We start from the raw sequence: 26,402 nt of genomic DNA on the forward strand, positions 1-26,402 counted from the left end.
GGTAATTAAAAGATCAATAGGTTGGCATCATTATAATCTAAACCAAACCATTCTGCAACGGATTTGTTAGTTAAAATGCCGTGGTAAAAATACAACCCATTTTTTAATCCTCTATCAAAACGCAATGCATTTTCTATACCACCATGTTCGCCAATTTCCAATAGGTAAGGTGTAAAAATATTACTGATGGAAACAGAAGCGGTTCTAGAGTATCTAGCCGGAATATTGGGAACACAATAATGTGTTACTCCGTTATAATCAAAAGTTGGATGATCGTGAGTAGTAACTTCACTGGTTTCAAAACAACCACCCATATCTATACTAACGTCTATAATTACCGAGCCACGCTTCATATGGTTCACCATATCTTCGGAAACCACAATCGGAGCTCTATTGTTTCCTCTTACAGCACCAATAGCTACATCGCAGCGTTTTAAAGCTTTCACTAAATTTTTAGGCTGCATGGTTGAGGTATAAACCGTTCTTCCTAAGTTATTCTGAATACATCTGAGTTTTGTGATGGAACTATCAAACACTTTTACATTGGCACCAAGGCCAATGGCAGAGCGCGCTGCAAATTCACCTACAGTTCCTGCACCTAGGATTAAAACTTCTGTGGGAGGTACACCATTGATGTTGCCCATCATTAATCCGTTACCACCATTAACATTAGAGAGTAACTCAGAAGCTATTAAAATAGAGGCTGTACCTGCAATTTCACTTAGAGAGCGTACTGCTGGATAGGCGCCATCTTCATCCTTTATATACTCAAAAGCCAATGCGGTAATGCGCTTTTTTGCCAAAGCTTCAAAATAAGTTTTGTCTTGTGTTTTTATCTGGAGAGCAGAAATTAATATCGTTTGTGGATTGATAAGTGATATCTCATCCAATGAAGGTGGTTCAACCTTAAGAATAATCGGGCAGGAGTACACCTTTGCTTTATCCTTGGTGACTTCAGCACCTGCTTCGCTATAATCTTTGTCCTTAAAATTGGCTCCTTTACCTGCGCCAGACTCAAATAGCACTCTGTGTCCATTGGCGGTCAATGCCGACACAGCATCTGGTGTTAGGCATACACGTTTTTCTTGAAAATGGGTTTCCTTTGGGATACCAATAAAGAGTTCACCTTTTTGTTTAAGAATCTCTAGAGTTTCTTCTTGCGGTAATAGTTGGGCTTTGGTAAATGGCGATAGAGATTTACTCATTAAGTCAGTTAATTGATATAGTTATTGCAAGATAGTAAAAACACCATCAAGCTCAGTAACAAATTAATCTAACTTCAAATTACGAATAATATCTTAATGTATAAAATAAGGTGGTTTAAAAATATTGTTTCACTTTGTCCCAAATACCTTTAGGTTTGATCATAAACTCTTCCTCAAGTTCTTCCATAGTCTTATCAGCATCGTTTATTTTATTAAACATTTTAGCCCTAATTAAATAAATTGAAGGAAAAATTATCGCCATTAATGGAAGAAGCCAGACAATATCAAATTCATCCATATATCTAGTGTCATTATTTAAAGCACTAATACACTGGAAAGAAAACATTGCAATTGGTACTAATAACGCATGATACCACCAATGTCTGCAAGTAAAGAACCAAATAAGTGATAATAATAAAGGTATTACTTTCATGGCAAATACCCACATGGCTACGTTAGCGCTTCCATATTCCATACTAACATAGGTTCCAAAAATCGTATCCCAGTTGGTTGTGTCTGGAACATATTCATATAGATAAAACAAAAAGGGAGTCGCTGCAACAAAAGATGCAACAATACTCCCTATAAGAATCTTTTTATTATAAGATTTTTTATCCGTGTGGCGGAACTTTAAGTTTTCTTTTGTCAACTTGTGTTGTAGTCTGTCCATCTAAGTCAATAATGTTAGTTGCCTGTACAGTAAATAACATTCCTCCGAAGATCGCAATTGCTAGTACTAGTTTTTTAGCTTTCATAATTTAAGGGATTTAATTAATTAATACTACAAATGTATAGTGCACACATCGCCTGCAAAAATCAAATTATGTTAAAATCCAATAAATCTTGAGTTTTTAGTTACGGTTTTCCCGTAACTGTAATACTCTTTCGGTAGAATGTAGGTGAAATTTTAGTCTAAAATTTCTGTTTCTGTCATAGCATTATGTTCGGTTAAAAGTTTATTATCTATAGTTAATTTGAGGGATCTAATATTATCGTCTATACTAGTTATAGTAATGTTTTGAGCATCTTCTGGTAATAATTCTTCAATACGCTCTGGCCATTCTAAAAACAACCAATGGTCACTAGCTAAATAGTCTTCAATACCAAAATTATAAGCTTCGTCCAAAGATTCTATTCTGTAAAAATCAAAATGATAAACTTTATCATTTGGTATGCTGTATTCATTTACAATAGAAAATGTAGGGCTTGTGGCTACATCATCACTATCCATAGCTTTTAGCATGGCATTAATAAACGTAGTCTTACCAGAACCCATTGTACCATCAAACAAGATGGTCTTGGATTTTAAATGTTCCAAGATACTAGCGGCAATGGCATCTATATCCTTTAAATGGTATGTAAGCTCAATGGTATTCACTACAATCTATTATATTATAGACTACAATGTTAGCAATAAAAAATTGGAAATCCTAGGAAAAAGTGCATTTCGTCGGATTTTTGTGCCTTTAACGGATTTATTTCGGATCCATAACCACAAAAGGAATAATCATTTCCTCTAAGGAAACACCACCATGCTGATAGGTGTTTCTGTAATAGCTTACGTAGTGATTAAAGTTATTAGGATAAGCCAAAAACAAGTCTCCTTTTGCAAAAATGAAAGAGCTACTCATAGTTAGTGCTGGTAAATGCACAGACTTTGGATCTTTTACTGCCAAAACATCTTTATCTTGGTAGGTTAGGCTTCGCCCTGTTTTATAGCGCAAATTTAAACTCGTATCTCTATCACCTATAACTTTAGATGGTGCTTTTACATTTATGGTGCCATGGTCTGTGGTCAATATCAATTTAAAACCGAGTTGCTGTGATAGTTGAATCATTTCCAATAAGGGTGAATTCTTAAACCAACTTTGGGTTAAGGATCTATAGGCCTTATCATTTGAAGCTAATTCTTTAACCACCTCCATTTCGGTTTTGGAGTGGGAGAGCATATCCACAAAATTATAGACAATAACATTTAAGTCGTTATCTTTTAAGGTTTTAAAATTCTCAACTAATCTTTTGCCAGATTTAAGATTGGTAATTTTATGATACTCATATTTAATATGGTTGAGTCCCAAGCGCTTTAACTGTTCTCTTAGAAAATCATCTTCATGCATATTTTTACCGCCTTCATCCGTATCGTTTTTCCAATATTTAGGAAATAGTTTTTCCATATCTGCAGGCATCAAGCCAGAGAATATAGCATTTCGAGCATATTGTGTTGCTGTTGGTAGAATACTGTAGAAGGATAACTCTGAAGCCTTTTTATAATAATTATTTACAGTCGGCTCAAAAGCTTTCCATTGATCATAACGCAAATTATCTATTACCACTAAAAGTGTTGGTTGCTTATCACTGAGTTCCGGCACTACTTTATCTTTAAACAAGGTATGCGACATTACTGGTGCATCTGCATTGGGTTGAAACCAGTCTTGATAATTTTTCTCTATAAATTTTCCAAACTGTAAATTGGCTTCTGTTTTTTGGGACTCCAGAATGTCGGTCATGCCAACATCTTCGATATCTTCTAGTTGAAGTTCCCAATAAATAAGCTTATGATACAAATCCGCCCATTCTTCATAAGAATTTACCATAGATAAATCCATGGCAATTTTTCTAAATTCCTGTTGATAGTTAGAAGTGGTTTTTTCTGAAACCAAACGTGAGTGGTCCAGATTCTTTTTCAAGCTCAATAAAATCTGATTAGGGTTTACAGGTTTTATCAAGTAATCGGCAATCTTGTTACCAATAGCTTCCTCCATAATATATTCCTCTTCACTTTTGGTAATCATCACTACTGGCAGGTTGGCACGACGTTCTTTAATTTCATTTAATGTTTCAAGACCTGTAAGGCCTGGCATATTTTCGTCCAAGAACACGATATCAAAGTTAGTGTCATTGATAATCTCTAGTGCTTCAGTACCGCTTTGGCAGGGAGTTACCTTGTATTGTTTCTGTTCTAAAAAGAGAATATGTGGTTTTAATAAATCAATTTCATCGTCAACCCAGAGAATATTTATGTTGTTCATGTATATTTGTTTTCTAATTAGTGAATTTTTCAGTTTGAAGTCTAATAATAAACTTAAAATCTTTAACGATCCAATTTACGGATTTATTACCATTCCAAATTCGTTAATTTTCGACCTTATTCAGCATAAATATTTTCAAAGGCTACGTAGAATTACGCAAATGGGCTTGTCTTATTTGGTATATCCAGGTGCGCACCACACACGTTTTCACCATGCACTGGGAAGTATGCACTTAATGCAAAAAGCTATCAATGTGCTTCGTTTTAAGGAAGTTACGATTTCTAAAGATGAAGAAAACGGTTTGTTAATTGCCATTTTGTTGCATGATATTGGTCATGGTCCATTTTCACATGCCATGGAACATAGTCTTGTAAATGACATTTCTCATGAAGAAATTTCGTTGCGTTTTATGGAAGAACTCAATAAAGAGTTTAACGGAAGTTTAACGTTAGCCATTTCAATCTTTAAGGGTGAGTACCCAAGAAAATTTATGTGTGAGCTTATCTCTAGCCAATTGGATATGGATAGGGCAGATTATTTAAAACGCGATAGTTTCTATACTGGTGTTGCTGAAGGTAACATTAATAGTGAGCGTTTAATTACCATGCTCAATGTGGTTGAAGATCAATTGGTTGTAGAAGAAAAAGGAATCTATAGTGTCGAGAAATTTCTTGTGGCAAGACGTTTTATGTACTGGCAAGTTTATCTACATAAAACAGGCTTAGTTGCGGAGCAATTACTCACTCGAATTTTAAAACGTGCCAAGGAATTGGTTCAAGAAGGAGTTAGGCTAAACTGTAGCGACCCATTATTCTATTTTCTAAGCTCTGAAATAAACTTTAAGAGTTTTAAATCTGAAACTCTAGATGTTTTCGCTAAACTAGATGATTATGACATCGTTGCTGCCATGAAAGAGTGGCAATACCATGAGGATTTTGTGCTTAGAAATTTGTGCGAAATGATTATAAATAGAGATTTGCTTAAGATTAAAATAAAGAAGAACCCAATTAAAACTTCAGATCTTATTGCCCATTCAAACGCGCTTATGGAGAAGTATAATATATCAAAAGTTCAGGCAGATTATTTTGTGTTTAGTGGCGAGATTACCAATATTGCTTATCAGAATAAAAAACAGCATATCAATATTTTGCTAAAGTCTGGGAAAATAAAGGATATTGTAAAAGCTTCTGACCAATTAAACCTAAAAGCTTTGAGTAAACCTGTGACTAAATATTATATGTGTTATCCTAAGAAGAAAATGTGATGTATTTTTTCTATTTTTGCGGATAGCAACCATAACCTTAAACCCAATTAGTTGAAACATTTGTATTTAGAAAATATTATTAATGCTAACAATAATGTGGAATGTTCCATGTGACCGTTGAAAAACAATAGATTTAAACACATGAAATTCACAGCAGAACAAATCGCAGGCATTTTAGAAGGTACAGTTATAGGTGATCCTAATATAGAAGTTTCTAAACTTGCCAAGATTGAAGAGGGAATTAAGGGTTCATTGACTTTTTTAGCAAATCCAAAGTATAAATCTTATATCTATACGACCCAAGCGTCTATTACAATTGTTAATTCAGATTTTGAACCAGAGGAAGAATTAAGTACTACCTTAATTAAGGTAGAAGATGCTTATGGTGCATTTACTAAGTTGCTAGAATATTATAACCAGATTAAACTCAATAAATCTGGAGTGGAGCAACCAAGTTTTGTTTCAGATTCTGCTAAAATAGGAAATGATATATACATAGGTGCATTCACCTACATAGGTGATAATGTGAAGATTGGTGATAATGTAAAGATTTTCCCAAATTCTTATGTAGGCGATAATGTAAGTATTGGCGATAATACTATAGTGTTTTCTGGTGGTAAGATTTATTCCGATTGCGTAATTGGTAATAACTGTGTCATTAATTCTGGTGCCATTATTGGAGCAGACGGTTTTGGTTTTGCACCAAATGAAAAAGGAGAGTATTCTAAAGTACCACAAATTGGTAATGTAATTTTAGAGGATTTTGTAGATATTGGTGCAGGCACTACAATAGATAGAGCAACTTTGGGCTCAACTGTTATTAGACGAGGTGTAAAATTAGATAACCAGATACAGATTGCCCATAATGTAGAAATTGGAAAAAATACGGTTATTGCTGCCCAGACAGGTATTGCTGGTTCTACCAAAATTGGTGAAAACTGCCAAATTGGTGGGCAAGTAGGTATTGTTGGTCATATTACTATTGGTAATAATGTTAAGATACAAGCACAGTCTGGGATAGGGAGACATGTTAAGGACAATGAAGTACTACAGGGCTCACCTGCATTGACTTATGGTGATTATAATAAGTCTTATGTGTACTTTAAAAACCTACCTAAGATTGTTAAAAATATAAATGAGATTGAAAAGAAAGTAGATGGCTATAATTAAAACTGAAACAAAGCAAAAGACCATTGAAAAAGAAGTTACTCTAAAAGGAGTAGGACTTCATACAGGCGCTGATGTAACATTGGTTTTTAAACCAGGAGCAGAAAACACAGGTTTCCTATTTGAACGTGTAGACCTAGAAGGTAACCCTAAAATTGAAGCCGATGCTAATTATGTTACAAATACGCAACGTGGTACATGTTTAGAGAAAAACGGTGTAACTATTCAAACATGCGAGCATGTCCTTGCGGCTCTAGTAGGTCAAGATATTGACAATGCTATTATAGAACTAAATGCCTCAGAGCCACCAATCATGGATGGATCTTCAAAGTTTTTTGTAGAAGCACTAGAGAAAGCCGGAATTGTTGAGCAAGATGCTGTAAGGGAAGAATATGTTGTTAAGGAAGTGATTTCCTATACCGATGAAAACTCTGGGAGCGAAATTATCCTAATGCCTTCAAACTCTTACCAAGTTACAACTATGGTAGATTTTGGAACCAAAGTATTGGGTACTCAGAATGCTACGATGAATTCGGTATCAGACTTTAAAGAAGAAATTGCAGAAGCTAGAACATTTAGTTTTTTGCACGAAATTGAAATGCTTCTCGAAAACGGTTTAATAAAAGGTGGTGATCTTAATAATGCCATTGTATATGTGGATAAGGAGTTATCTCCAGAAACCATGGAAAAGCTAAGAGTAGCGTTTAATAAAGATAATATTGCTGTTAAACCAAACGGTATTTTAGACAATTTAACCTTGCACCATCCTAATGAAGCTGCGCGTCATAAACTATTGGATGTTGTTGGCGATTTGGCACTAATAGGCACACGTATTAGAGGTAAGGTCATTGCAAATAAACCTGGGCATTTTGTCAATACTCAGTTTGCAAAGAAAATGTCAAAGATTATTAAGAACGAAAGACGTAACAACGTACCTCAAGTAGATTTGAATTCACCTCCTTTAATGGACGTGAATCAAATTATGAATATGTTGCCGCACAGACAGCCGTTTTTATTATTGGATAAAGTTTATGAGTTGACTGATAATCACGTAATAGGATTAAAAAATGTCACCATGAACGAAGAATTTTTCAAGGGACATTTTCCAGGAGCACCAGTAATGCCAGGCGTTTTAATTATTGAGGCGATGGCACAAACAGGAGGTATTCTTGTACTTAGCACAGTGCCAGACCCAGAAAATTACTTAACCTTTTTCATGAAAATGGACAACGTTAAGTTTAAGCAAAAAGTTGTTCCTGGTGATACCTTAATATTTAAATGCTCATTAATCACACCAATAAGAAGAGGTATATGTCATATGCAAGGTTATGCTTATGCCAATGGTAAATTGTGTGCAGAAGCCGAATTGATGGCTCAAATTTCAAAAGTTAAGTAAAAATGAACCAACCACTAGCATACGTACATCCTGGAGCAAAAATTGCTAAGAATGTCGTAATAGAGCCTTTTACTACAATTCACAACAATGTAATAATTGGAGAAGGTACATGGATAGGAAGCAACGTTACCATTATGGAAGGTGCGCGTATAGGTAAAAATTGTAATATCTTTCCTGGATCAGTGATCTCAGCAGTACCACAGGATTTAAAATATAATGATGAGGATACTACGGTAGAAATAGGAGACAACGTTACTATCAGAGAATGTGTTACCATAAACAGAGGTACAACGGATAAAATGAAAACTGTTATTGGCAACAACTGTCTAATCATGGCCTACTGCCATATTGCTCACGACTGTATTGTTGGCGATAATTGTATTTTTTCAAATAACAGTACGTTAGCAGGACATATTACTGTAGGTGATTATGTGGTTTTGGCAGGTATGACTGCTGTACACCAATTTTGTTCAATAGGAAACCATGCCTTTGTAACTGGCGGTTCTTTGGTACGTAAAGATGTGCCACCTTTTGTAAAAGCTGCAAGAGAACCATTATCCTACGTAGGTATTAACTCTGTTGGCTTGCGGCGAAGAGGGTTCACTACTGAAAAAATAAGGGAAATACAGAATATATTCAGAATACTATATCAAAAAAATTATAACAATACACAGGCTTCAGAAATTATTGAAGCCGAAATGGAAGCCACACCGGAGCGTGATGAAATTCTTCAATTTATTAAGAATTCGCACAGAGGAATTATGAAAGGCTACTTTAAATCAAATTAATTTTAATCTTCCAAAGCTTCAGCTGCGGAGGGAACGACTAAACAACATTATGGCAAGTACATCAGATATCAGAAATGGATTATGCATTAGATATAACAACGATATTTATAAAATCATAGAATTTCTTCATGTAAAACCAGGCAAAGGGCCAGCGTTTGTAAGAACAAAATTAAAAAGTGTTACAACAGGGAAAGTATTAGACAATACCTTTTCGGCAGGACATAAGATTGATGATGTAAGGGTAGAAACGCATAAGTTTCAGTATTTGTATACTGACGGAGAATTCTATCATTTTATGAACGAAGCTGATTACACACAAATCCGATTACTGGAGTCTGCTTTAGATCGACCAGACTTAATGAAAGAAGGAGAAATAGTTACCATTCAAATTAACACGGAAGACAACATGCCTTTGTCTGTAGAAATGCCAGCAACGGTAATTTTGGAAGTAACCCATACTGAACCTGGCGTTAAAGGTAATACGGCTACAAATGCCACTAAACCTGCAAAGGTTGAAACTGGTGCTGAAGTAAATGTGCCATTGTTTATCAATGAAGGAGACAAGATTAAGATAGAAACTGAAAAAGGCACTTACAAAGAGCGTATAAAGGAATAATAATGGTCATTGAGGCTCTCTAAATGAGCATTTTATTATGAAATTTCCAAAACAACACACCTTAAAAGAAATAGCAAATCTCATCTCCACGAGCTATGTTGGTGCTGATGATTTTCCTGTTTTGGGTATGAATGAGATTCACGTTGTTGAACCTGGAGATATTGTTTTTGTAGATCACCCAAAATATTATGATAAAGCTCTTGAGTCTGCAGCAACTATAGTTTTAATAAATAAAGAAGTAGATTGCCCAGAAGGAAAAGCGCTTTTAATTTCCGATGACCCTTTCCGAGATTTCAACAAATTAACAGAACATTTCAAACCTTTTAAATCATCAAATATAGCTGTTGCATCAGATGCAATAATTGGTGAGGGCACTGTGATTCAACCCAACTGTTTTATTGGTAATAACGTTGTAATTGGTAAGAACTGTGTTATTCATTCTAACGTCAGTATCTATGATGATACCGTCATAGGAAATAATGTTACAATTCATGCAGGAACCGTTTTGGGAGCAAGTGCATTTTATTACAAAAACAGACCAGAAGGTTATGATCAGTTAAAATCTGGTGGCCGTGTTATTATCGAGGATAATGTAGATATTGGTGCAGCATGCACCATAGATAGAGGTGTAACAGGTGATACAACTATAAAAAAAGGAGCAAAAATTGATAACCAAGTACAGATTGGACACGATACAGTAATTGGTGAAAAATGTCTAATTGCTTCTCAAGTTGGGATTGCTGGATGTACAATTATTGAAGACGAAGTAACGATTTGGGGACAAGTAGGGATAACAAGTGGTGTGACTATCGGCAAAAAGGCGGTTATATCTGCCAAGGCAGGTGTGAGCAAATCATTAGAAGGTAACAAAAGTTATTTTGGTATCCCTGCTGATGACTTTAGATCAAAATACAAAGAGATTGCCTCAATAAGAAAAATTCCAGAGATACTTAAAAAATTAAAAGATTTATAAATGTCACCAAAAGAGACTGTTTTAGCATTTTACAATTCAGATTTGGCAAACGATTCAAGCGTTGTTCCAAAATTTTTTCACAAAGAATGTGAACTGCATTGGAGCAGCAGTCAAGGATTTATGCTGCTAAAATATGATGATCTTTTAGATTTTTTTGAAGGTACAAGACAATCTTATAACAGTATTCGATTTGAATTTACGCATGTATTAGAAATAGAATCAACAGTAGTTACAAGACACACCTTATTTGCCCATACTATTGAAAACCCTGATACTGAAATTGTATTAGCGCGCTTTTCAACAATTTGGGAAATTAAGGACGGAAAACTTTTTAGAGCCTACGAAATAAGCCAGTTAGCAAATGAGGATAATGCTCAAAGTATGGCTTCCTATTCAGAAAGAAAAATATAGAAAGTGCACGAGTTTAAATATCAAAACTCTTATTTTTGCACAACAAATAATACTCAAAACTTTAAACAATAATATCTAATGAGCGTTTTAGTTAACAAGAATTCTAAAATCATTGTACAAGGATTTACAGGAAGTGAAGGTACATTCCATGCCGAACAAATGATTGAATATGGTACTAATGTTGTTGGTGGTGTAACACCAGGAAAAGGTGGGCAAACCCATTTAGACAAACCCGTATTTAATACAGTTGCAGAGGCTGTAGAAAAAGTTGGTGCTGACACTACGATTATTTTCGTTCCACCTGCATTTGCTGCAGATGCTATTATGGAAGCTGCTGATGCTGGAATCAAAGTGATAATTACTATTACTGAAGGAATTCCTGTTGCAGACATGATTAAAGCTGCTGATTATATAAAAGGCAGGGACTGCCGTTTGGTAGGGCCTAACTGCCCAGGTGTTATTACACCAGGTGAAGCTAAAGTTGGTATTATGCCAGGCTTTGTGTTTAAGCAGGGTAAAGTTGGTATTGTATCTAAATCCGGTACCTTAACTTATGAAGCTGCTGATCAAGTAGTAAAGCAAGGCTTAGGGATTACAACAGCGATTGGTATTGGTGGTGACCCAATCATCGGAACTACAACTAAAGAAGCGGTAGAATTATTAATTAATGATTCTGAAACTGAAGCTGTGGTTATGATCGGTGAGATTGGTGGTCAGTTAGAGGCTGATGCTGCAAACTGGTATAAGGAAAGTGGAAGTAAAAAGCCTATCGTAGGATTCATCGCTGGTGAAACGGCTCCTGCTGGTCGTACAATGGGACACGCTGGTGCAATCGTTGGTGGAAGTGATGATACAGCACAGGCTAAAAAGAAAATTATGAGAGAATGTGGAATTCATGTTGTAGATTCACCTGCTGAAATAGGAAAGAAAGTTGCCGAAGTATTGGGCTAACAATATTATATATTTGTTGTCACTCTGAACTTGATTCAGAGTCTAATTACAATTAGGGTAATAGATGCTGAAACTAGTTCAGCATGACAATAGTTGAGTTTTAAATATAAGTTTAAATATCTCAGAAAACTGTTAAAAACCTTACAAAATCTTGTGAGGTTTTTTTATTTCTTGCAACTTGTATTTGGTATATTTGAATATAGATTATTAAAAGAAAATCCAATGTCAGGTTGAGCGCAGTCGAAACCTATTTAAATATAATTTTAAAACATCTCGACTACGCTCAATGTGACAGACTCTAACCAAAATATTATGAAACTATTAGAAGGAAAAACCGCAATCATAACAGGTGCAAGTCGTGGCATCGGAAAAGGTATAGCTGAAGTATTTGCAGATCATGGAGCCAATGTAGCCTTTACGTACAGCTCATCTGTAGAAGCAGCAAACGAGTTAGAAAAGGAACTCAACGGTAAAGGTATTAAAGCTAAAGGTTACCAAAGTAATGCAGCTAGCTTTGATGAAGCTCAGCAATTGGCTGAAGATGTTTTAGCAGAATTTGGCTCTATTGATGTTCTAGTTAATAATGCTGGTATTACTAAAGATAACTTGTTGATGCGAATGGGAGAAGAGGATTTTGATAAGGTGATAGAAGTGAACCTAAAGTCTGTATTCAACATGACCAAGGCCGTACAGCGGACTATGCTAAAACAGCGTAAAGGTTCAATCATTAATATGAGTTCTGTTGTCGGAGTAAAAGGTAATGCAGGTCAAACCAATTATGCAGCATCTAAAGCTGGTATCATTGGTTTTTCAAAATCCGTGGCACTAGAGCTTGGTTCTAGAAATATTAGAAGCAACGTGATTGCTCCTGGTTTTATTGAAACCGAAATGACTGCAAAACTCGATGAAGAAACCGTAAAAGGTTGGAGAAATGCCATTCCATTAAAACGTGGTGGTACTCCTGAAGATATTGCCAACGCTTGTGTTTATTTGGCAAGTGACTTAAGTGCTTATGTTACTGGTCAGACCTTGAACGTGGATGGTGGAATGCTTACATAATTTACGGTTTTAGATTTTTGATTGTCGAGTAAACCAAATCGTAAATCATAAATCGTAAATCTAAAATCAATTAATGCAAACAGAAACGATTGTATATATTATTATTGCTGGAATAGCAGCGCTTTTATTAGCGCTGTTTCAGTATATGTATAAATCGAAAGTTAAATCTAACTTAAAATATAGTCTAACGGCACTTAGAACAATCGCAATCTTTGGGATATTACTATTGCTTATCAACCCAAAGTTTGAATCCAATACCTATTTTGATGAAAAACCGACTTTAGTCGTAGCTGTGGATAATTCTGAATCCGTTTCGTATTTAGAACAAACTGATAACGTGAGTTCAGTATTAGAAACGATTGATAATAATTCAGAATTAAATGAGCGTTTTAATATTCAAAAATACAGCTTCGGAAAGGAGGTCAATAGCTTGGATAGTTTAAATTTTAATGAGCGTCAGTCCAATATTTCAGAAGCCTTAAAACAATTTGGCGAAGTTTATGCCAATCAAACCGCTCCTATAGTTTTGTTAAGTGATGGTAATCAAACTTTTGGTTCTGATTATAGTTACATTTCAAAATCCGTAAAACAGCCCATATATCCTACGGTTTTAGGTGATTCAACTGTATATTCCGATTTAAATATTAAGCAGCTTAACGTTAACCGTTATGTCTATTTAAAAAATCAATTTCCTGTAGAAATTATAGCAAACTATAATGGCTCCGAAACCGTTAACACTGAACTTAAAATATGGTCAGGTAATTCGGTTGTATTCAGAAAATCGATACAGTTTAATGAGAATAAGACTTCAGAAATCATTTCTACAACTTTAAATGCAAGTAGTGTAGGCGTAAAAACATATCGTGTAGAGCTGACTCCACTTACTAATGAAAAGAACACCGTCAATAACTCAAAGAATTTTGGTGTAGAAGTCATTGATCAAAAAACAAATATTGCTCTAGTCTACGATAGACTGCATCCAGACTTAGGTACTTTAAAAAAATCTATAGAAAGCAATGAACAGCGCAGTGTTTCAATTTTAAAACCAAAAGATTATCTGAGTACAATCAATGATTTTCAGCTAGTTATTTTATATCAGCCAAATAATAGCTTTAATTCAGTTTTAAGTGAGATTACTAAGCAAAAATTGAATTCTTTTATTGTTACAGGAACAACAACCAATTGGAGTTTATTAAATAATACCCAAACCTATTTTAAACAAACCATTACCAATCAAACAGAAGATTTTCAGCCCAACTTAAATAGAAATTATAGTACATTTATCATTGACAATCTAACATTTGATGACTTTCCACCGTTAAAATCAGAATTTGGAAATCTCAAATTTTTGGTGCCACATGATGTTATTCTTACTAAATCAGTCAATGGTATAGATACTTCTCAACCAATGTTGTCAACTTTTGAAGTCGATAACACTAAACATGCTTTATTAGCTGGAGAAGGTATCTGGAGGTGGCGTTCACAGACTTTTCTAAACTCTGAAAGCTTTAATGATTTTGATAATTTTATTGGTAAACTGATTCAGTATTTAGGTTCAAATAAGAAACGTAACCGAATCAACATTGACTATAAATCATTTTATAACGGAAGTGATGATGTTATTATATCTGCACAGTACTTTAATAAAAATTTTGAGTTCGATAATAGTGCAGTGCTAACAATAGTGATAAAGAATAAAACTGACGATAGCGTTCGGGAAGTGCCACTATTATTAAATGACGGAAATTATAGAGTGGACCTAAGCGGTATTGAATCTGGCGCTTACGATTTCACCATAAAACACAATACTGAATCTGTTTCTGCTTCAGGTAGTTTTGAGGTTTTGGAATATAACGTAGAGCAACAGTTCTTAAATGCAGATATTGATAAGCTTGAATCATTGGCAACTGCCAGCTCCGGAAGAGCATTTTTCAGTACTGATATTAATGGTTTGATAACAGATTTACTTTCAGATAATAGGTATGCAACCATTCAAAAAAGCACTAAAAATATCGTACCTTTGATCGATTGGAAATATCTACTCGCATTAATAGCATTGAGCTTGTTTATTGAGTGGTTTATTAGAAAATATAACGGATTAATTTAAAATAACTATAATGGAAAAATTACCAAAAATTGGATTACCGATTTTAATCGGAATCATAGTAATAATAATAGTCATAGCTAAGTCAGCAGTCACTATAGACTCGGGTGAAGCAGGAGTGCTTTTTAGGACTTTCGGTGAAGGTGTTGTAATAGACGAGCCACCAATGGGAGAGGGATTTCATATTGTTGCACCTTGGAACAAGGTTTTTGTTTATGAAACAAGAAGACAGGAAATCTTTGAAAAAATGAAGGTGTTATCTTCTAATGGATTAGATATTCAATTAGATGCTTCGGCTTGGTACCAGCCAGATGAGAAAAATCTTGGAAGATTGCACCAAGAAATAGGTGAAAATTATTTACAGCGAATTATTCTACCTACAATTCGATCAGCAGCGAGAAGTGTGGTCGGTCGCTATACACCTGAACAATTGTATTCAAGTAAACGAGATGCAATTCAAAAAGAAATTTTTGAGGAGACCAAAAAAATTGTTGACGGACAGTACATTGTTTTAGACGAAATTTTAGTGAGAGATGTAACACTACCACCTACAATCAAACAGGCTATTGAGCGCAAGTTAAAGCAAGAGCAAGAGTCGCTAGAGTATGAATTTAGACTGGTTACAGCAGAAAAAGAAGCTCAGAAAGTTAGAATTGAAGCTCAGGGTAAAGCTGATGCCAATAGGATTTTAAGCGCTTCATTAACTGATAAGATTTTGCAAGATAAAGGTATAGATGCTACTAACAGATTGGCAGAGTCACCAAATAGTAAAGTGGTTATCATTGGCTCAGGTGAAAGCGGAATGCCAATTATTTTGGGAAATCAATAAATTACCTTTTGAAATATTAAATATTTGCTAAAAATTTAATTTCTATCATTTTTTATTAGGATTAATAAATTTTATTTAGCAATATTTGTAGCAACAAAACAAAACATGACACTTATTCAATTACATCATTATTTTCATATTATCGCTCAAGCGAGGTGAAAATGTATTGAATAAAATCAACATATATTTTAATAACCCGTTTGAGAATTCAAGCGGGTTTTTTAGTTCTAAAATACTCATGAATTCTTAGACCATACTAAAATTAAAAATGAATAAATTAAAAATTGCAGTTCAAAAATCGGGTCGTCTTCACGATGATTCCATGAAAATTTTAAAAGAAATAGGAATTTCCGTTGATAATGGAAAAGATCAGCTAAAAGCTTCTGCACGTAACTTTCCTTTGGAAATTTTTTATCTAAGAAATGGTGATATACCACAATATTTAAGAGATGGAGTAGTGGATGCAGCAATTATTGGAGAAAATGTTTTGGTAGAAAAAGGTGATGATATTTCTATTATAGAACGTTTAGGGTTTTCAAAATGTAAAGTATCCATTGCTGTTCCTAAATCTTCAAATGCCAAAAGTTTGAAGGATTTAGACGGAAAGCGTATTGCAACGTCGTATCCAAATACAGTAAATCAATTTTTAGATAAAGATGGTATAAAGGCTAATCTACACATCATTAATGGCTCTGTTGAGATTGCACCCAATATTGGACTGGCGGATGGTATATGTGATATCGTATCCAGTGGAAGTACTTTATTCAAAAACGGACTTAAAGAGATTGAAGTGCTATTAAAATCTGAAGCGGTTTTGGCAACGTCTCCTAGAATATCTACTGAGAATCAAACTTTAATAGATAAAATTCAATTTAGATTTCAGTCTGTTATAAAGGGAAGAGAAAGCAAATATGTGCTTTTGAATGCGCCTAACGAGAAGTTAAATGACATTATAAATCTGCTACCAGGCATGAAGAGCCCAACAGTATTACCATTGGCTACAGAAGGTTGGAGCTCAGTACACTCCGTTATCAATAAAAATGATTTTTGGAATGTGATTGATGAATTAAAGGCAAATGGCGCTGAGGGAATTTTAGTTTGTCCAATTGAGAATATGGTCTTGTAATATGAAGTTGATAGAAAATCCAAAGAAAGAGAATTGGTCAGAGATTCTAAAGCGTCCTACACAGACTGTTGACGATATTGAAAAAACGGTGAATGAAGTTTTTACGGATGTCCGCAAAAATGGTGATAAAGCTATAAGTAAATTCACCTCAAAATTTGATGGAGTAAAATTAGAATCTCAAGTCGTTAGCAAAGCTGAAATTAACGAAGCCGTAAAATCAGTTTCTAATAATTTAAAGGAAGCTATACAATTAGCAAAAACCAATATTGAGAAATTTCACAAAGCACAAAAAACAGATAAGGTTTGTGTTGAAACTATGAATGGAGTGGAGTGCTGGCAGGAAAAACGACAAATTCAAAAAGTTGGTTTGTATATTCCTGGCGGTACGGCACCTTTATTTTCAACCGTTTTAATGTTGGCCATTCCAGCGAATATCGCAGGTTGTAAAGAGATAGTGTTATGTTCTCCACCGAACAAAAACGGCAAATTGGCTGATGAGATTTTATATGCAGCCCAACTTTGTGGTGTTACAAAAATTATAAAGGTTGGTGGCATACAAGCTATTGCAGGTTTAACTTTTGGAACCGAAAGTATTCCGCAAGTCTATAAAATATTCGGTCCAGGAAATCAATATGTAACTCTGGCAAAGCAGTTGGCGACTAAATACGGTGTAGCAATAGATATGCCTGCTGGCCCAAGTGAATTATTGGTTTTAGCAGATGATTCTGCAAATCCGGCTTATGTGGCTTCAGATTTATTGAGTCAGGCAGAACATGGCACTGATAGCCAGGTTATTTTGGTATCGGATTCAAAAAAATTAATAGAGGAAATTAACAAAGAAATTGAAGAACAACTTAAGCAGCTGCCAAGAAAAGCTATTGCTGAAGAGGCATTACAAAATTCAAGAGCATTTTTAATTGAAGATGTGGATGATGCTTTAGAACTTGTAAATGAGTATGGACCAGAACACTTGATCATTTCAACAAAGAATAATGATTTTTTTATTGATAACATAATTAATGCAGGCTCTGTATTTATAGGTAATTACACACCTGAAAGTGCTGGTGATTATGCGTCAGGTACCAATCATACCTTACCAACAAATGGATTTTCAAAAGCTTATTCTGGAGTCAACTTGGATAGTTTTCAAAAGAGTGTGACCTTTCAAAGAATATCAAAAGATGGAATTCAGAATATAGGTAAAGCAATAGAATTAATGGCTGAAGCCGAAGGATTGCATGCACACAAGAATGCCGTAACCTCAAGACTGAATGATTTAAAGAATAACTAAACCTCACTTTGAGTGATTTCGAAACCGAAAGCTTTTGGTAGAGAAATTGTATCGAGAATTTATAAAATGAAAGACTTCAATTTAAATAATCTCATTAGAGAAAATATAAATAACATTAAACCTTATTCATCCGCTCGCGATGAATATAAGGAAGCAACTGCAGATATGGTTTTTATTGATGCCAATGAGAATCCATTTCAGACAAATGTCAACAGGTATCCAGACCCACAACAATCGAAAGTTAAGAAGCGTTTAGCAGAAATTAAAGGGGTAAATCCATCTCAAATATTATTAGGAAATGGAAGCGATGAAGTATTGGATTTATTGTTTAGAGCGTTTTGTGAACCAAAGCAAGACAACGTTATCACATTGCCACCAACCTATGGAATGTATTCTGTATTGGCGGATTTAAATGCTGTGGATGTTATTTCTATAGAATTAGATGACAATTTTGAACCCAAAGTATCCGAAATTTTATCTTCTCAAAATAGCAATTCAAAACTTCTATTCTTATGCTCGCCTAATAATCCTACAGCTAATAGTTTTAATGCTAGTAAGGTTGAAGAATTAATTGAAGGATTTAATGGATTAGTAGTTATAGATGAAGCCTATATTGATTTTTCATCCCAAGAAAGCTGGTTAAGTAAGCTTGACGAATTTCCGAATTTAATTATAACACAAACCTTGTCAAAAGCCTATGGTTTAGCAGGTATACGATTAGGAATATGCTACGCTTCAGTAGAAATTATTTCAGTTTTAAATAAAATAAAGCCACCTTATAATGTCAATCAATTAACTCAGGATAAGGCTTTAGAAAGATTAACAAGTTTAGATGAAGTAAATAAAGAAGTCAATTCTATATTGAATGAACGGGAACTACTTGTGACACAATTATCAGAAATATCAGTCATTAAAAATATATATCCCTCAGATGCGAATTTCATTTTAGTCAAAGTAGATAATGCCAACTTGCGTTATAATCAATTGATTGAAAAAGGCATTGTAGTAAGAAATAGAACAACACAACCATTATGTGAGAACTGTCTAAGATTCACTATTGGTACCGAAGAAGAAAACAATACATTAATTAAGACATTAAACCAACTATCATGAAGCCTGTATTATTCATAGACAGAGACGGAACTCTAATAAAAGAGCCAGCTGACGAACAAATCGATTCGTTTGAAAAGTTGGAATTCTACCCTAAAGTATTTCAATACTTAAGTAAAATTGCAAAGGAATTGAATTTTGAAATCGTAATGATTACCAATCAAGATGGTTTGGGCACAGAGGTATATCCTGAAAACACTTTTTGGCCAGTTCATAATTTCATTTTAAAATCCTTTGAACAAGAAGGTGTTGTGTTTAAAGAGCAATTTATCGACAGAACATTCGCGAAAGATAATGCACCAACTCGCAAACCTAATACAGGGTTGTTAACCAAGTATTTTTCCAATGACTATGATTTAGCCAATTCATTTGTTATTGGTGATCGGCTTACTGACGTTGAATTAGCAAAGAACCTAGGGGCAAAAGGGATATTCATAAATGATAACACCAACCTGGGAACAGATGAAGTCACTGTTAGCAATAAGGAATTAGAAAACTATATTGCTTTAGAAACCAACGACTGGGAACAAATATATGAGTTCTTAAAATCTACCGAACGCATTGGAAGTATAGAACGAAACACCAATGAAACCAAAATTAAAATTGATTTAAATCTAGACGGCATTGGAAAAAGCAAAATCGATACCGGAATTGCATTTTTCGATCATATGCTAGACCAAATCGCACGGCATGGACAGATTGATTTAAACATTAAAGTTGATGGAGATTTAGAGGTCGACGAACATCATACTATTGAAGATACAGCCATAGCTTTAGGTGAAGTGTTCGCAACCACACTAGGAAACAAGTTGGGTATAGAGCGCTATGGTTTCTGTTTACCCATGGATGATTGCTTAGCACAGGTAGCAATTGATTTTGGTGGGAGAAATTGGTTGGTTTGGGAAGCAGATTTTAAACGCGAAATGATTGGTAAAATGCCAACGGAAATGTTTTATCATTTCTTTAAGTCCTTTACGGATGGTGCAAAGTGCAATTTAAATATCAAAGCTGAAGGCACAAATGAACATCATAAAATTGAAGCAATTTTTAAAGCCTTTGCAAAAGCAATAAAAATGGCGGTAAAACGCGATGTAGAAAAAATGATTTTACCATCAACAAAAGGTGTATTGTAAAAACACCTTTTGTAAATAACAAATTTCAAATAATTAAAATTTAAAGAGAAATACACATTTTGAACATTATAATTATCAATTACGGTGCAGGAAACATCAAGAGTATTCAATTCGCTTTTCAGCGTTTGGGTATAGATGCCATATTATCTCATAATCCAGATGAAATAATAAAAGCAGATAAAGTCATTTTTCCTGGTGTTGGTGAGGCAAGTTCAGCAATGAAAATGCTTAAGGAAAGTGGTTTGGATAAATTAATTCCACAATTAAAACAACCAGTTTTAGGGATTTGCTTGGGCATGCAATTGATGTGTAATTATACAGAAGAAGGTGATACCAAAGGACTTGGTATTTTCAATACAAATGTAAAACGCTTTTCAAATAATGTTAAGGTGCCTCAAATGGGTTGGAATACCGTTAAGAATCTAAAGTCAGATTTGTTTAAAAACATAAGTGAAGGGGATTATATGTATTTAGTACATAGTTATTATGCTGAGAATTGCGACGAATCAATAGCAACTTCAGATTATGAATTGGAATATGCTTCAGCATTAGAGAATGACAATTTTTTTGGAGTACAGTTTCATCCAGAGAAATCCTCTAAAGCAGGAGAGCAATTGCTTAAAAATTTCCTGAATCTTTAATTTCAAGATTATCCCCTTAAGGGGACTTTAAGGGTGTTTAGAAAATAAAAAGAAATATTAACTAAAATAAGATTTCTGCCTTTGCAGAAAGTAGACATGAGAATAATACCAGCAATAGATATCATAGATGGCAAATGTGTTCGTCTTACCAAAGGAGATTTCGACACAAAGAAGATATACAATGAAAACCCTCTAGAAGTGGCCAAGGCTTTTGAAGCTTCGGGTATTGAATATTTGCATCTAGTTGATTTAGATGGAGCTAAAGCTAAGCATATAGTAAACTATAAGGTTCTAGAACAAATTGCTTCTAAAACAACACTAAAGATTGATTTTGGCGGTGGTTTAAAATCTAATGAAGACTTAAATATAGCTTTTAATTGTGGTGCTAGACAGATTACAGGTGGCAGTATTGCTGTAGATGATAGAGAAACTTTTGAAGGCTGGTTGTCTAAATACGGACCGCAAAAAATAATTTTGGGAGCAGATAGTAATGACGGTAAAATTGCCATTAATGGTTGGCAAGATAATAGTAAAGAGGAAGTTGTTTCGTTTATAAAAGATTATCAGAGAAAACGTATTAAGTACGTAATATGTACAGATATTTCAAAAGATGGAATGTTAGAAGGTCCTTCTCTTAATTTGTATAAGACTATAATAACAGAATGTAGTAATAGTAGTGGAGCTCAATCCATAAAACTTATAGCATCTGGTGGAGTTTCTGGCATTAAAGATTTAGAAGATTTAGAAGCTATTGGTTGTGAAGGTGTGATTATAGGAAAAGCCATTTACGAAAATAGAATTAGTTTAAAAGAATTAGAGAATTTTATAATTAATAATTAAAATATTCCTTCCCTTTGGGAAGGCTAGGATAGGCTTATGCTTACAAAACGAATAGTACCTTGCTTAGACATTAAAAATGGTAGAACCGTAAAAGGAGTCAATTTTGTTGATTTGCGTGATGCTGGTGACCCAGTAGTTCTGGCAAAACAATATGCCGATTTAGGTGCAGACGAACTGGTGTTTTTAGATATTTCTGCAACTCAAGAAAAACGCAAAACCATGCACGATATGGTGTTAAAAGTCGCAGAGCAAGTTAATATACCATTTACGGTTGGAGGTGGAATTTCATCTGTTGAAGATGTAGATGACTTATTGCATTGTGGTGCAGATAAGGTGTCAATAAACTCGTCGGCAGTAAAGCGTCCGGAATTAATCAATGAGCTTTCTGATAAATTTGGAAGTCAGTGTATAGTCGTAGCAATTGATGCCAAGAAAATAGGAGAGGAGTGGATTGTTCATTTAGCTGGAGGAACTATTCCGACAGACCTAAATCTCTTCGACTGGGCAAAAGAGGTTGAAGAACGAGGTGCTGGGGAAATCCTGTTTACTTCAATGAATCACGACGGAACAAAAGCAGGATTCGCAAATGAGGCATTGGACAAACTATCAGAATTGGTAAATATTCCGATTATTGCATCAGGAGGAGCAGGAACGATTCAGCATTTTGCAGATACATTTATAGAGGGAAAAGCTGATGCTGCATTAGCCGCAAGTGTGTTTCATTTTGGTGAAATACCAATAATAGAGTTAAAAGAAGAATTAAAGAAACAGGGTATTCCTGTAAGAATATAAACACTGACAAACAAGTTTGTAATGAACATAGATTTCAATAAAAATCCAGACGGATTAGTACCAGCAATCATTCAAGATGCTAAAACCAAAAATGTACTTATGTTGGGCTACATGAATGCTGAAGCATTTGAAAAAACAAAAGCTTCTGGCTTAGTTACGTTCTTTAGCAGAACTAAGAATAGACTTTGGACAAAAGGCGAGGAAAGTGGTAATGTATTAAATCTCGTAGATATTAAATTAGACTGCGATAACGATACGCTTCTTGTATTAGTAAATCCAAACGGACCGACATGCCACAAAGGATCTGACACCTGCTGGAATGAAGAAAATAAACAGTCTTATGGATTCCTTACGACATTAGAAAATACAATCACCTCAAGAATTAAAAATGCCGATTCCCAAAAATCTTATGTAGCATCACTATTTGCAAAAGGCATTAATAAAGTCGCTCAAAAAGTAGGAGAGGAAGCAGTGGAAGTAGTAATTGAAGCTAAAGACAATAATGATGAATTGTTTTTAGAGGAAAGTGCCGACTTGTTATTTCACTATTTAATATTGTTACAAGCAAAAGGATTTAAGCTTAATGATGTTATTAAAGTACTTAAAGAAAGGCACAAATAAAAACTGCCGTTAAATATATTCAACGGCAGTTATTCTAAAGATTTGTAGAAAGTTTAATCAATAGAATCATATCAAGATTTATTTTGGTCGTTATTAATTAGGTTGAGTGTTTGTTCAATCCAGTCTTTATCAAAATCTAGTGTAATATCTGGTGCGATTCCAAAGCCCTCATATTTATAGTACTCATTATGAAAATCCATATCTGTTGGATAGAAAGAGAAATATCCGGATGGTGTTGTGTAAAGATTTCCATAATTAGATCCATAGGCTAAAGCGCCAAAAGTGGTTTGCCCTAAGTGAACTGAATTGGTTTCGTCCTTTAATTTTAAAACGAATTGCTCTCCGTTACTTATTGTAAAGCTATTAGTGAGGATATAAATTTTGGATTTCGACTTTTTTAGCAATTTTAAAAACGGATCTGAAATCTTGCTTGCACCACCACCATTACTTCTTAAATCTACGATAATATAGGGTGCTTTGAGTTTATTTTTTATTTGCTTATATAAACCTTTGGACGCTTTTTTATTGACATCATTTCTATTAAAACTACCCATGTAAAGATATTGCACATCCTTGCTAAGTTGTTTAAATTCCCAATTGCTTGTTTTATCGTTTTTAAATTCTTCGTTCGATGAGTTCCCTGTTTTTTTAAGGCTCAATAGTCGTTCATTGTCTAAGGTGATGTTATTTAACATCTGTAATTTCTTGTTGTTTGGCTTGTAGTAGATGAGATTGTATTTTCCGAATTTATTCATTGTGCCAACCAAAAAGGCTTCACCTTTTTGCCAGAGCGAATCGTTGTCTGAAAGAACAACGCCTTCAATATTATTTTGGTTTTTAAGTATAATGCCAACTAATCTTTCTGTCTTACCCAATTTATAAATACCTTCAACTGAATTTCGGTCAACTTGTTTTAAGTATGCTTTTAATAAAGAAACTTCATTTTCAGAATATCGTCCTAAATATGATTTCTCATCCTCATAGTTAAAATAAAGGTTAAAATGGAAATCATTAACAGTAGTTATTAGTTGTTGCATCTTTTTATAACAATCGAGAATTGATATTAGACCGTCTATATCTCTTGTTAGACGTTGATAGGCTCTATTGAATTTCTCTAAGGCCTCATCTTTCATCTGATTTTTGTAAGATGGTGTTTTCTTTAATTTTTCAACAATAAAATCTAAATCTGCTTTACAGTCGCAAGTTTTGCTTTGCGCTTGTATGGATGATGATACAACTAAAAAAAATGCTAATAATAGAACTAAGTTTTTCATAATTCGTATTTTTTTGATTAAACTTTCTTGAAACAAACTTAATTATGAAATCGTTAATAATTCAATAATAATGAGCCTTTGGGGCGAAATGCCATTAGTTTGTGGCAGAATTAATCAGTGATTTTGAACTACTTAAGTAAGTTTTGGAAACTGGAACTTCGATATTGAACGCAAGGACTAGAAAATGTTTGCCGTTTTCGGTTTTCCATTGTTGAAAATGGAACGGATTTATTAAATGTGAGCGATGCGTTCTTAAAAGTTCTTCAATTTCATCATCAATAACTGATAATTTATTTCTTATTAGGGTTTTCTTTAAATCGTTACCAGAAATATGAAATACTTCTATATAGTTGTCTGATGATTGTATACTTACTATATTCTTTAGTTGTAATCGCAACCCTTCATAGTTGCCTTCCCCTTTAATTTCAATTTTTTGATCTTCTAACTGTTTCTCTTGGTATTTACCAAAAGCAAATCTGGCCACGATGATAATAGGTAAAATAGTTGCGAGTGCTGGTAGAAAAATAGCTAGTAACATATAGCTAAACGAATATGGGTTTTGTTCACCCACCATAACCACATATAAATAATAACTTCGGGCTATAATGATTGATATTATAGAAAAGCTTAGCAACAACAAAATCTCATTGAGTAAAAACCATTGTTTATCACTTTTTTTGAACAGAAAGTTTTGTAAAGGAAGGAATAAGAAATAGCACAATCCACCAACTAAGCCATAACCTGGTAGATAAATAAGTTTTTCAGCATTACTAAACTCACTAACGTCCAAAGGTTCAGTAAAATACAGGAATATAAAAATCCATAAGGCAAGTAACAAACCAATAAGAATGTGGTGTTTTAGCTTAGGGTCAAATGGGTAATTTTGTTTCAATAGTATTTCCTTTTCAGCATAAAAATAAACAATGCTTTTGGATATTTCAATAAAATAGTTTTCTTGCCATCATGTTTAACAAACGTTTCTATTACCTCATAAAAATACAATACTTAGGCTATCGTTTTCATGGTTGGCAAAAACAACCCGATGTAAAAACGATTCATCTAATGATAGATAGAACCTTGAAGTATATTCTTGGTGAAACGCGATTTAAAACTTTAGGTGCAGGTAGAACGGATGCCATGGTTTCGGCAAATGAAGCGGCTTTAGAACTTTTTATTTACAATGAACCTATTGAAGATTTTGATGAATTCTTGGAGCTCTTCAATCACAATTTACCTCAAGACATAAGAGCATTGTTTATTGAAGAAGTTAATAAGGACTTTAATGTTATTCAAGATTCTAAAGTAAAGGAATACCATTATGTTTTTTCAGAAGGCCAAAAAAACCATCCATTCTGTGCTCCAATATTAACGACAATTTTAGAGCCTCTAGATGTTGAGCTGATGCAACAAGGTGCTAAATTGTTTGAAGGCACCCACAATTTTAAAACCTATTGCTACAAAGCCACAAATAAGGGTGAATATACAAGGACAATAGAGTCTTCAATTATTGTAGATAACGAAATCTACGTTGCAAATTTTTTCCCAAAGAAGTCATATGTATTCAAAATTAAAGGAAAGGGTTTTATGCGCAATCAAATCAGACTGATGTTTGGTTGTCTTATAAAATTGGGTAGAGGAGAGGTAACTCTAGACTTTATTAAAAGTACTTTGCAAAATGACAGTACTGAAGTGATGGATTATATTGCTCCCGCATCTGGTCTAATTCTACATTCCATCAATTTTGAATAAAAAAAGGAACTAGTAAAAACTAATTCCTTTTTA

Annotated in this window: 26 protein-coding genes; 20 read left to right on the forward strand and 6 right to left on the reverse strand. The window is 34.2% G+C overall.

Annotation, left to right across the window (positions count from 1 at the left end; genetic code table 11):
* Positions 1-5: 5 nt before the first annotated feature.
* The 4 genes from F1003_RS01535 to porX form a co-directional block, all read right to left on the reverse strand.
* Positions 6-1,205: an alanine dehydrogenase gene (locus tag F1003_RS01535; RefSeq protein WP_155087440.1), complete on the reverse strand. Its 1,200-nt coding sequence runs from the start codon at positions 1,203-1,205 to the stop codon at positions 6-8.
* Between the two features lie 115 nt (positions 1,206-1,320).
* Complete coding sequence (locus F1003_RS01540; RefSeq protein WP_235898260.1) at positions 1,321-1,875, reverse strand: hypothetical protein; 555 nt, start codon at positions 1,873-1,875, stop codon at positions 1,321-1,323.
* Positions 1,876-2,112: 237 nt separating this feature from the next.
* A complete protein-coding gene (gene tsaE / locus F1003_RS01545) occupies positions 2,113-2,583 on the reverse strand; it encodes a tRNA (adenosine(37)-N6)-threonylcarbamoyltransferase complex ATPase subunit type 1 TsaE (RefSeq protein ID WP_273290343.1) in 471 nt (156 codons plus the stop codon).
* Between the two features lie 97 nt (positions 2,584-2,680).
* The gene (gene porX / locus F1003_RS01550) at positions 2,681-4,234 is read right to left on the reverse strand and encodes a T9SS response regulator signal transducer PorX (protein ID WP_155087441.1); all 1,554 of its coding nucleotides are present in this window, start codon (positions 4,232-4,234) and stop codon (positions 2,681-2,683) included.
* A gap of 34 nt (positions 4,235-4,268) precedes the next feature.
* On the opposite strand from porX, the gene F1003_RS01555 reads away from it, so the two are divergent.
* The 19 genes from F1003_RS01555 (at position 4,269) to hisIE (ending at position 23,346) form a co-directional block, all read left to right on the forward strand.
* A complete protein-coding gene (locus F1003_RS01555) occupies positions 4,269-5,498 on the forward strand; it encodes an HD domain-containing protein (RefSeq protein ID WP_202913871.1) in 1,230 nt (409 codons plus the stop codon).
* 141 nt (positions 5,499-5,639) lie between these two features.
* A complete protein-coding gene (gene lpxD / locus F1003_RS01560) occupies positions 5,640-6,668 on the forward strand; it encodes a UDP-3-O-(3-hydroxymyristoyl)glucosamine N-acyltransferase (protein WP_155087442.1) in 1,029 nt (342 codons plus the stop codon).
* Positions 6,655-8,061, forward strand: a complete 1,407-nt coding sequence (locus F1003_RS01565; protein WP_155087443.1) for a bifunctional UDP-3-O-[3-hydroxymyristoyl] N-acetylglucosamine deacetylase/3-hydroxyacyl-ACP dehydratase — start codon at positions 6,655-6,657, stop codon at positions 8,059-8,061. Before lpxD ends, F1003_RS01565 begins: the two co-directional genes overlap by 14 nt.
* A gap of 2 nt (positions 8,062-8,063) precedes the next feature.
* Positions 8,064-8,849, forward strand: coding sequence for an acyl-ACP--UDP-N-acetylglucosamine O-acyltransferase (lpxA, locus tag F1003_RS01570; RefSeq protein WP_155087444.1), 786 nt, complete (start codon positions 8,064-8,066; stop codon positions 8,847-8,849).
* A gap of 49 nt (positions 8,850-8,898) precedes the next feature.
* Complete coding sequence (efp, locus tag F1003_RS01575) at positions 8,899-9,465, forward strand: elongation factor P (RefSeq protein ID WP_155087445.1); 567 nt, start codon at positions 8,899-8,901, stop codon at positions 9,463-9,465.
* 37 nt (positions 9,466-9,502) lie between these two features.
* Complete coding sequence (locus F1003_RS01580; RefSeq protein WP_155087446.1) at positions 9,503-10,438, forward strand: UDP-3-O-(3-hydroxymyristoyl)glucosamine N-acyltransferase; 936 nt, start codon at positions 9,503-9,505, stop codon at positions 10,436-10,438.
* Positions 10,439-10,849: a nuclear transport factor 2 family protein gene (locus tag F1003_RS01585; protein ID WP_155087447.1), complete on the forward strand. Its 411-nt coding sequence runs from the start codon at positions 10,439-10,441 to the stop codon at positions 10,847-10,849. It begins immediately after the preceding gene.
* A gap of 78 nt (positions 10,850-10,927) precedes the next feature.
* Entirely contained in the window at positions 10,928-11,800 is an 873-nt protein-coding gene (gene sucD / locus F1003_RS01590) for a succinate--CoA ligase subunit alpha (protein WP_155087448.1), read from the forward strand.
* Between the two features lie 312 nt (positions 11,801-12,112).
* Complete coding sequence (gene fabG / locus F1003_RS01595) at positions 12,113-12,859, forward strand: 3-oxoacyl-[acyl-carrier-protein] reductase (RefSeq protein ID WP_155087449.1); 747 nt, start codon at positions 12,113-12,115, stop codon at positions 12,857-12,859.
* A gap of 73 nt (positions 12,860-12,932) precedes the next feature.
* Positions 12,933-14,966, forward strand: coding sequence for a VWA domain-containing protein (locus F1003_RS01600; protein ID WP_155087450.1), 2,034 nt, complete (start codon positions 12,933-12,935; stop codon positions 14,964-14,966).
* Between the two features lie 10 nt (positions 14,967-14,976).
* On the forward strand, positions 14,977-15,792 hold the full coding sequence (locus tag F1003_RS01605) for a prohibitin family protein (protein ID WP_155087451.1): 816 nt from the start codon (positions 14,977-14,979) through the stop codon (positions 15,790-15,792).
* Between the two features lie 268 nt (positions 15,793-16,060).
* Entirely contained in the window at positions 16,061-16,918 is an 858-nt protein-coding gene (hisG, locus tag F1003_RS01610; RefSeq protein ID WP_155087452.1) for an ATP phosphoribosyltransferase, read from the forward strand.
* 1 nt (position 16,919) lies between these two features.
* Positions 16,920-18,209 (forward strand): histidinol dehydrogenase, encoded by a 1,290-nt coding sequence (hisD, locus tag F1003_RS01615; RefSeq protein WP_155087453.1) that lies wholly within the window; start codon positions 16,920-16,922, stop codon positions 18,207-18,209.
* 66 nt (positions 18,210-18,275) lie between these two features.
* A complete protein-coding gene (hisC, locus tag F1003_RS01620) occupies positions 18,276-19,322 on the forward strand; it encodes a histidinol-phosphate transaminase (RefSeq protein WP_155087694.1) in 1,047 nt (348 codons plus the stop codon).
* Complete coding sequence (hisB, locus tag F1003_RS01625; protein WP_155087454.1) at positions 19,319-20,452, forward strand: bifunctional histidinol-phosphatase/imidazoleglycerol-phosphate dehydratase HisB; 1,134 nt, start codon at positions 19,319-19,321, stop codon at positions 20,450-20,452. Before hisC ends, hisB begins: the two co-directional genes overlap by 4 nt.
* Positions 20,453-20,511: 59 nt before the next feature.
* Positions 20,512-21,093 carry an imidazole glycerol phosphate synthase subunit HisH gene (gene hisH, locus F1003_RS01630; RefSeq protein ID WP_155087455.1) on the forward strand — a complete coding sequence of 194 codons (582 nt, stop codon included), beginning with the start codon at positions 20,512-20,514 and terminating at the stop codon, positions 21,091-21,093.
* Positions 21,094-21,189: 96 nt separating this feature from the next.
* A complete protein-coding gene (gene hisA, locus F1003_RS01635; protein ID WP_155087695.1) occupies positions 21,190-21,933 on the forward strand; it encodes a 1-(5-phosphoribosyl)-5-[(5-phosphoribosylamino)methylideneamino]imidazole-4-carboxamide isomerase in 744 nt (247 codons plus the stop codon).
* 36 nt (positions 21,934-21,969) lie between these two features.
* A complete protein-coding gene (gene hisF, locus F1003_RS01640) occupies positions 21,970-22,725 on the forward strand; it encodes an imidazole glycerol phosphate synthase subunit HisF (RefSeq protein ID WP_155087456.1) in 756 nt (251 codons plus the stop codon).
* A gap of 3 nt (positions 22,726-22,728) precedes the next feature.
* Entirely contained in the window at positions 22,729-23,346 is a 618-nt protein-coding gene (gene hisIE, locus F1003_RS01645) for a bifunctional phosphoribosyl-AMP cyclohydrolase/phosphoribosyl-ATP diphosphatase HisIE (RefSeq protein WP_306461422.1), read from the forward strand.
* A 71-nt stretch (positions 23,347-23,417) separates the two neighbouring features.
* Here the strand turns inward: hisIE and F1003_RS01650 are convergent, their stop codons facing one another.
* Complete coding sequence (locus F1003_RS01650; RefSeq protein ID WP_155087458.1) at positions 23,418-24,620, reverse strand: S41 family peptidase; 1,203 nt, start codon at positions 24,618-24,620, stop codon at positions 23,418-23,420.
* 94 nt (positions 24,621-24,714) lie between these two features.
* On the reverse strand, positions 24,715-25,512 hold the full coding sequence (locus F1003_RS01655; protein WP_155087459.1) for a LytTR family DNA-binding domain-containing protein: 798 nt from the start codon (positions 25,510-25,512) through the stop codon (positions 24,715-24,717).
* A gap of 71 nt (positions 25,513-25,583) precedes the next feature.
* Here F1003_RS01655 and truA point away from each other — a divergent pair, with 71 nt between their 5' ends.
* Positions 25,584-26,369 (forward strand): tRNA pseudouridine(38-40) synthase TruA, encoded by a 786-nt coding sequence (gene truA / locus F1003_RS01660; protein ID WP_155087460.1) that lies wholly within the window; start codon positions 25,584-25,586, stop codon positions 26,367-26,369.
* Positions 26,370-26,402: the final 33 nt, after the last annotated feature.

Source organism: Winogradskyella ouciana (genome assembly GCF_009709615.1).
GTDB classification, from domain to species: Bacteria; Bacteroidota; Bacteroidia; order Flavobacteriales; family Flavobacteriaceae; genus Winogradskyella; species Winogradskyella ouciana.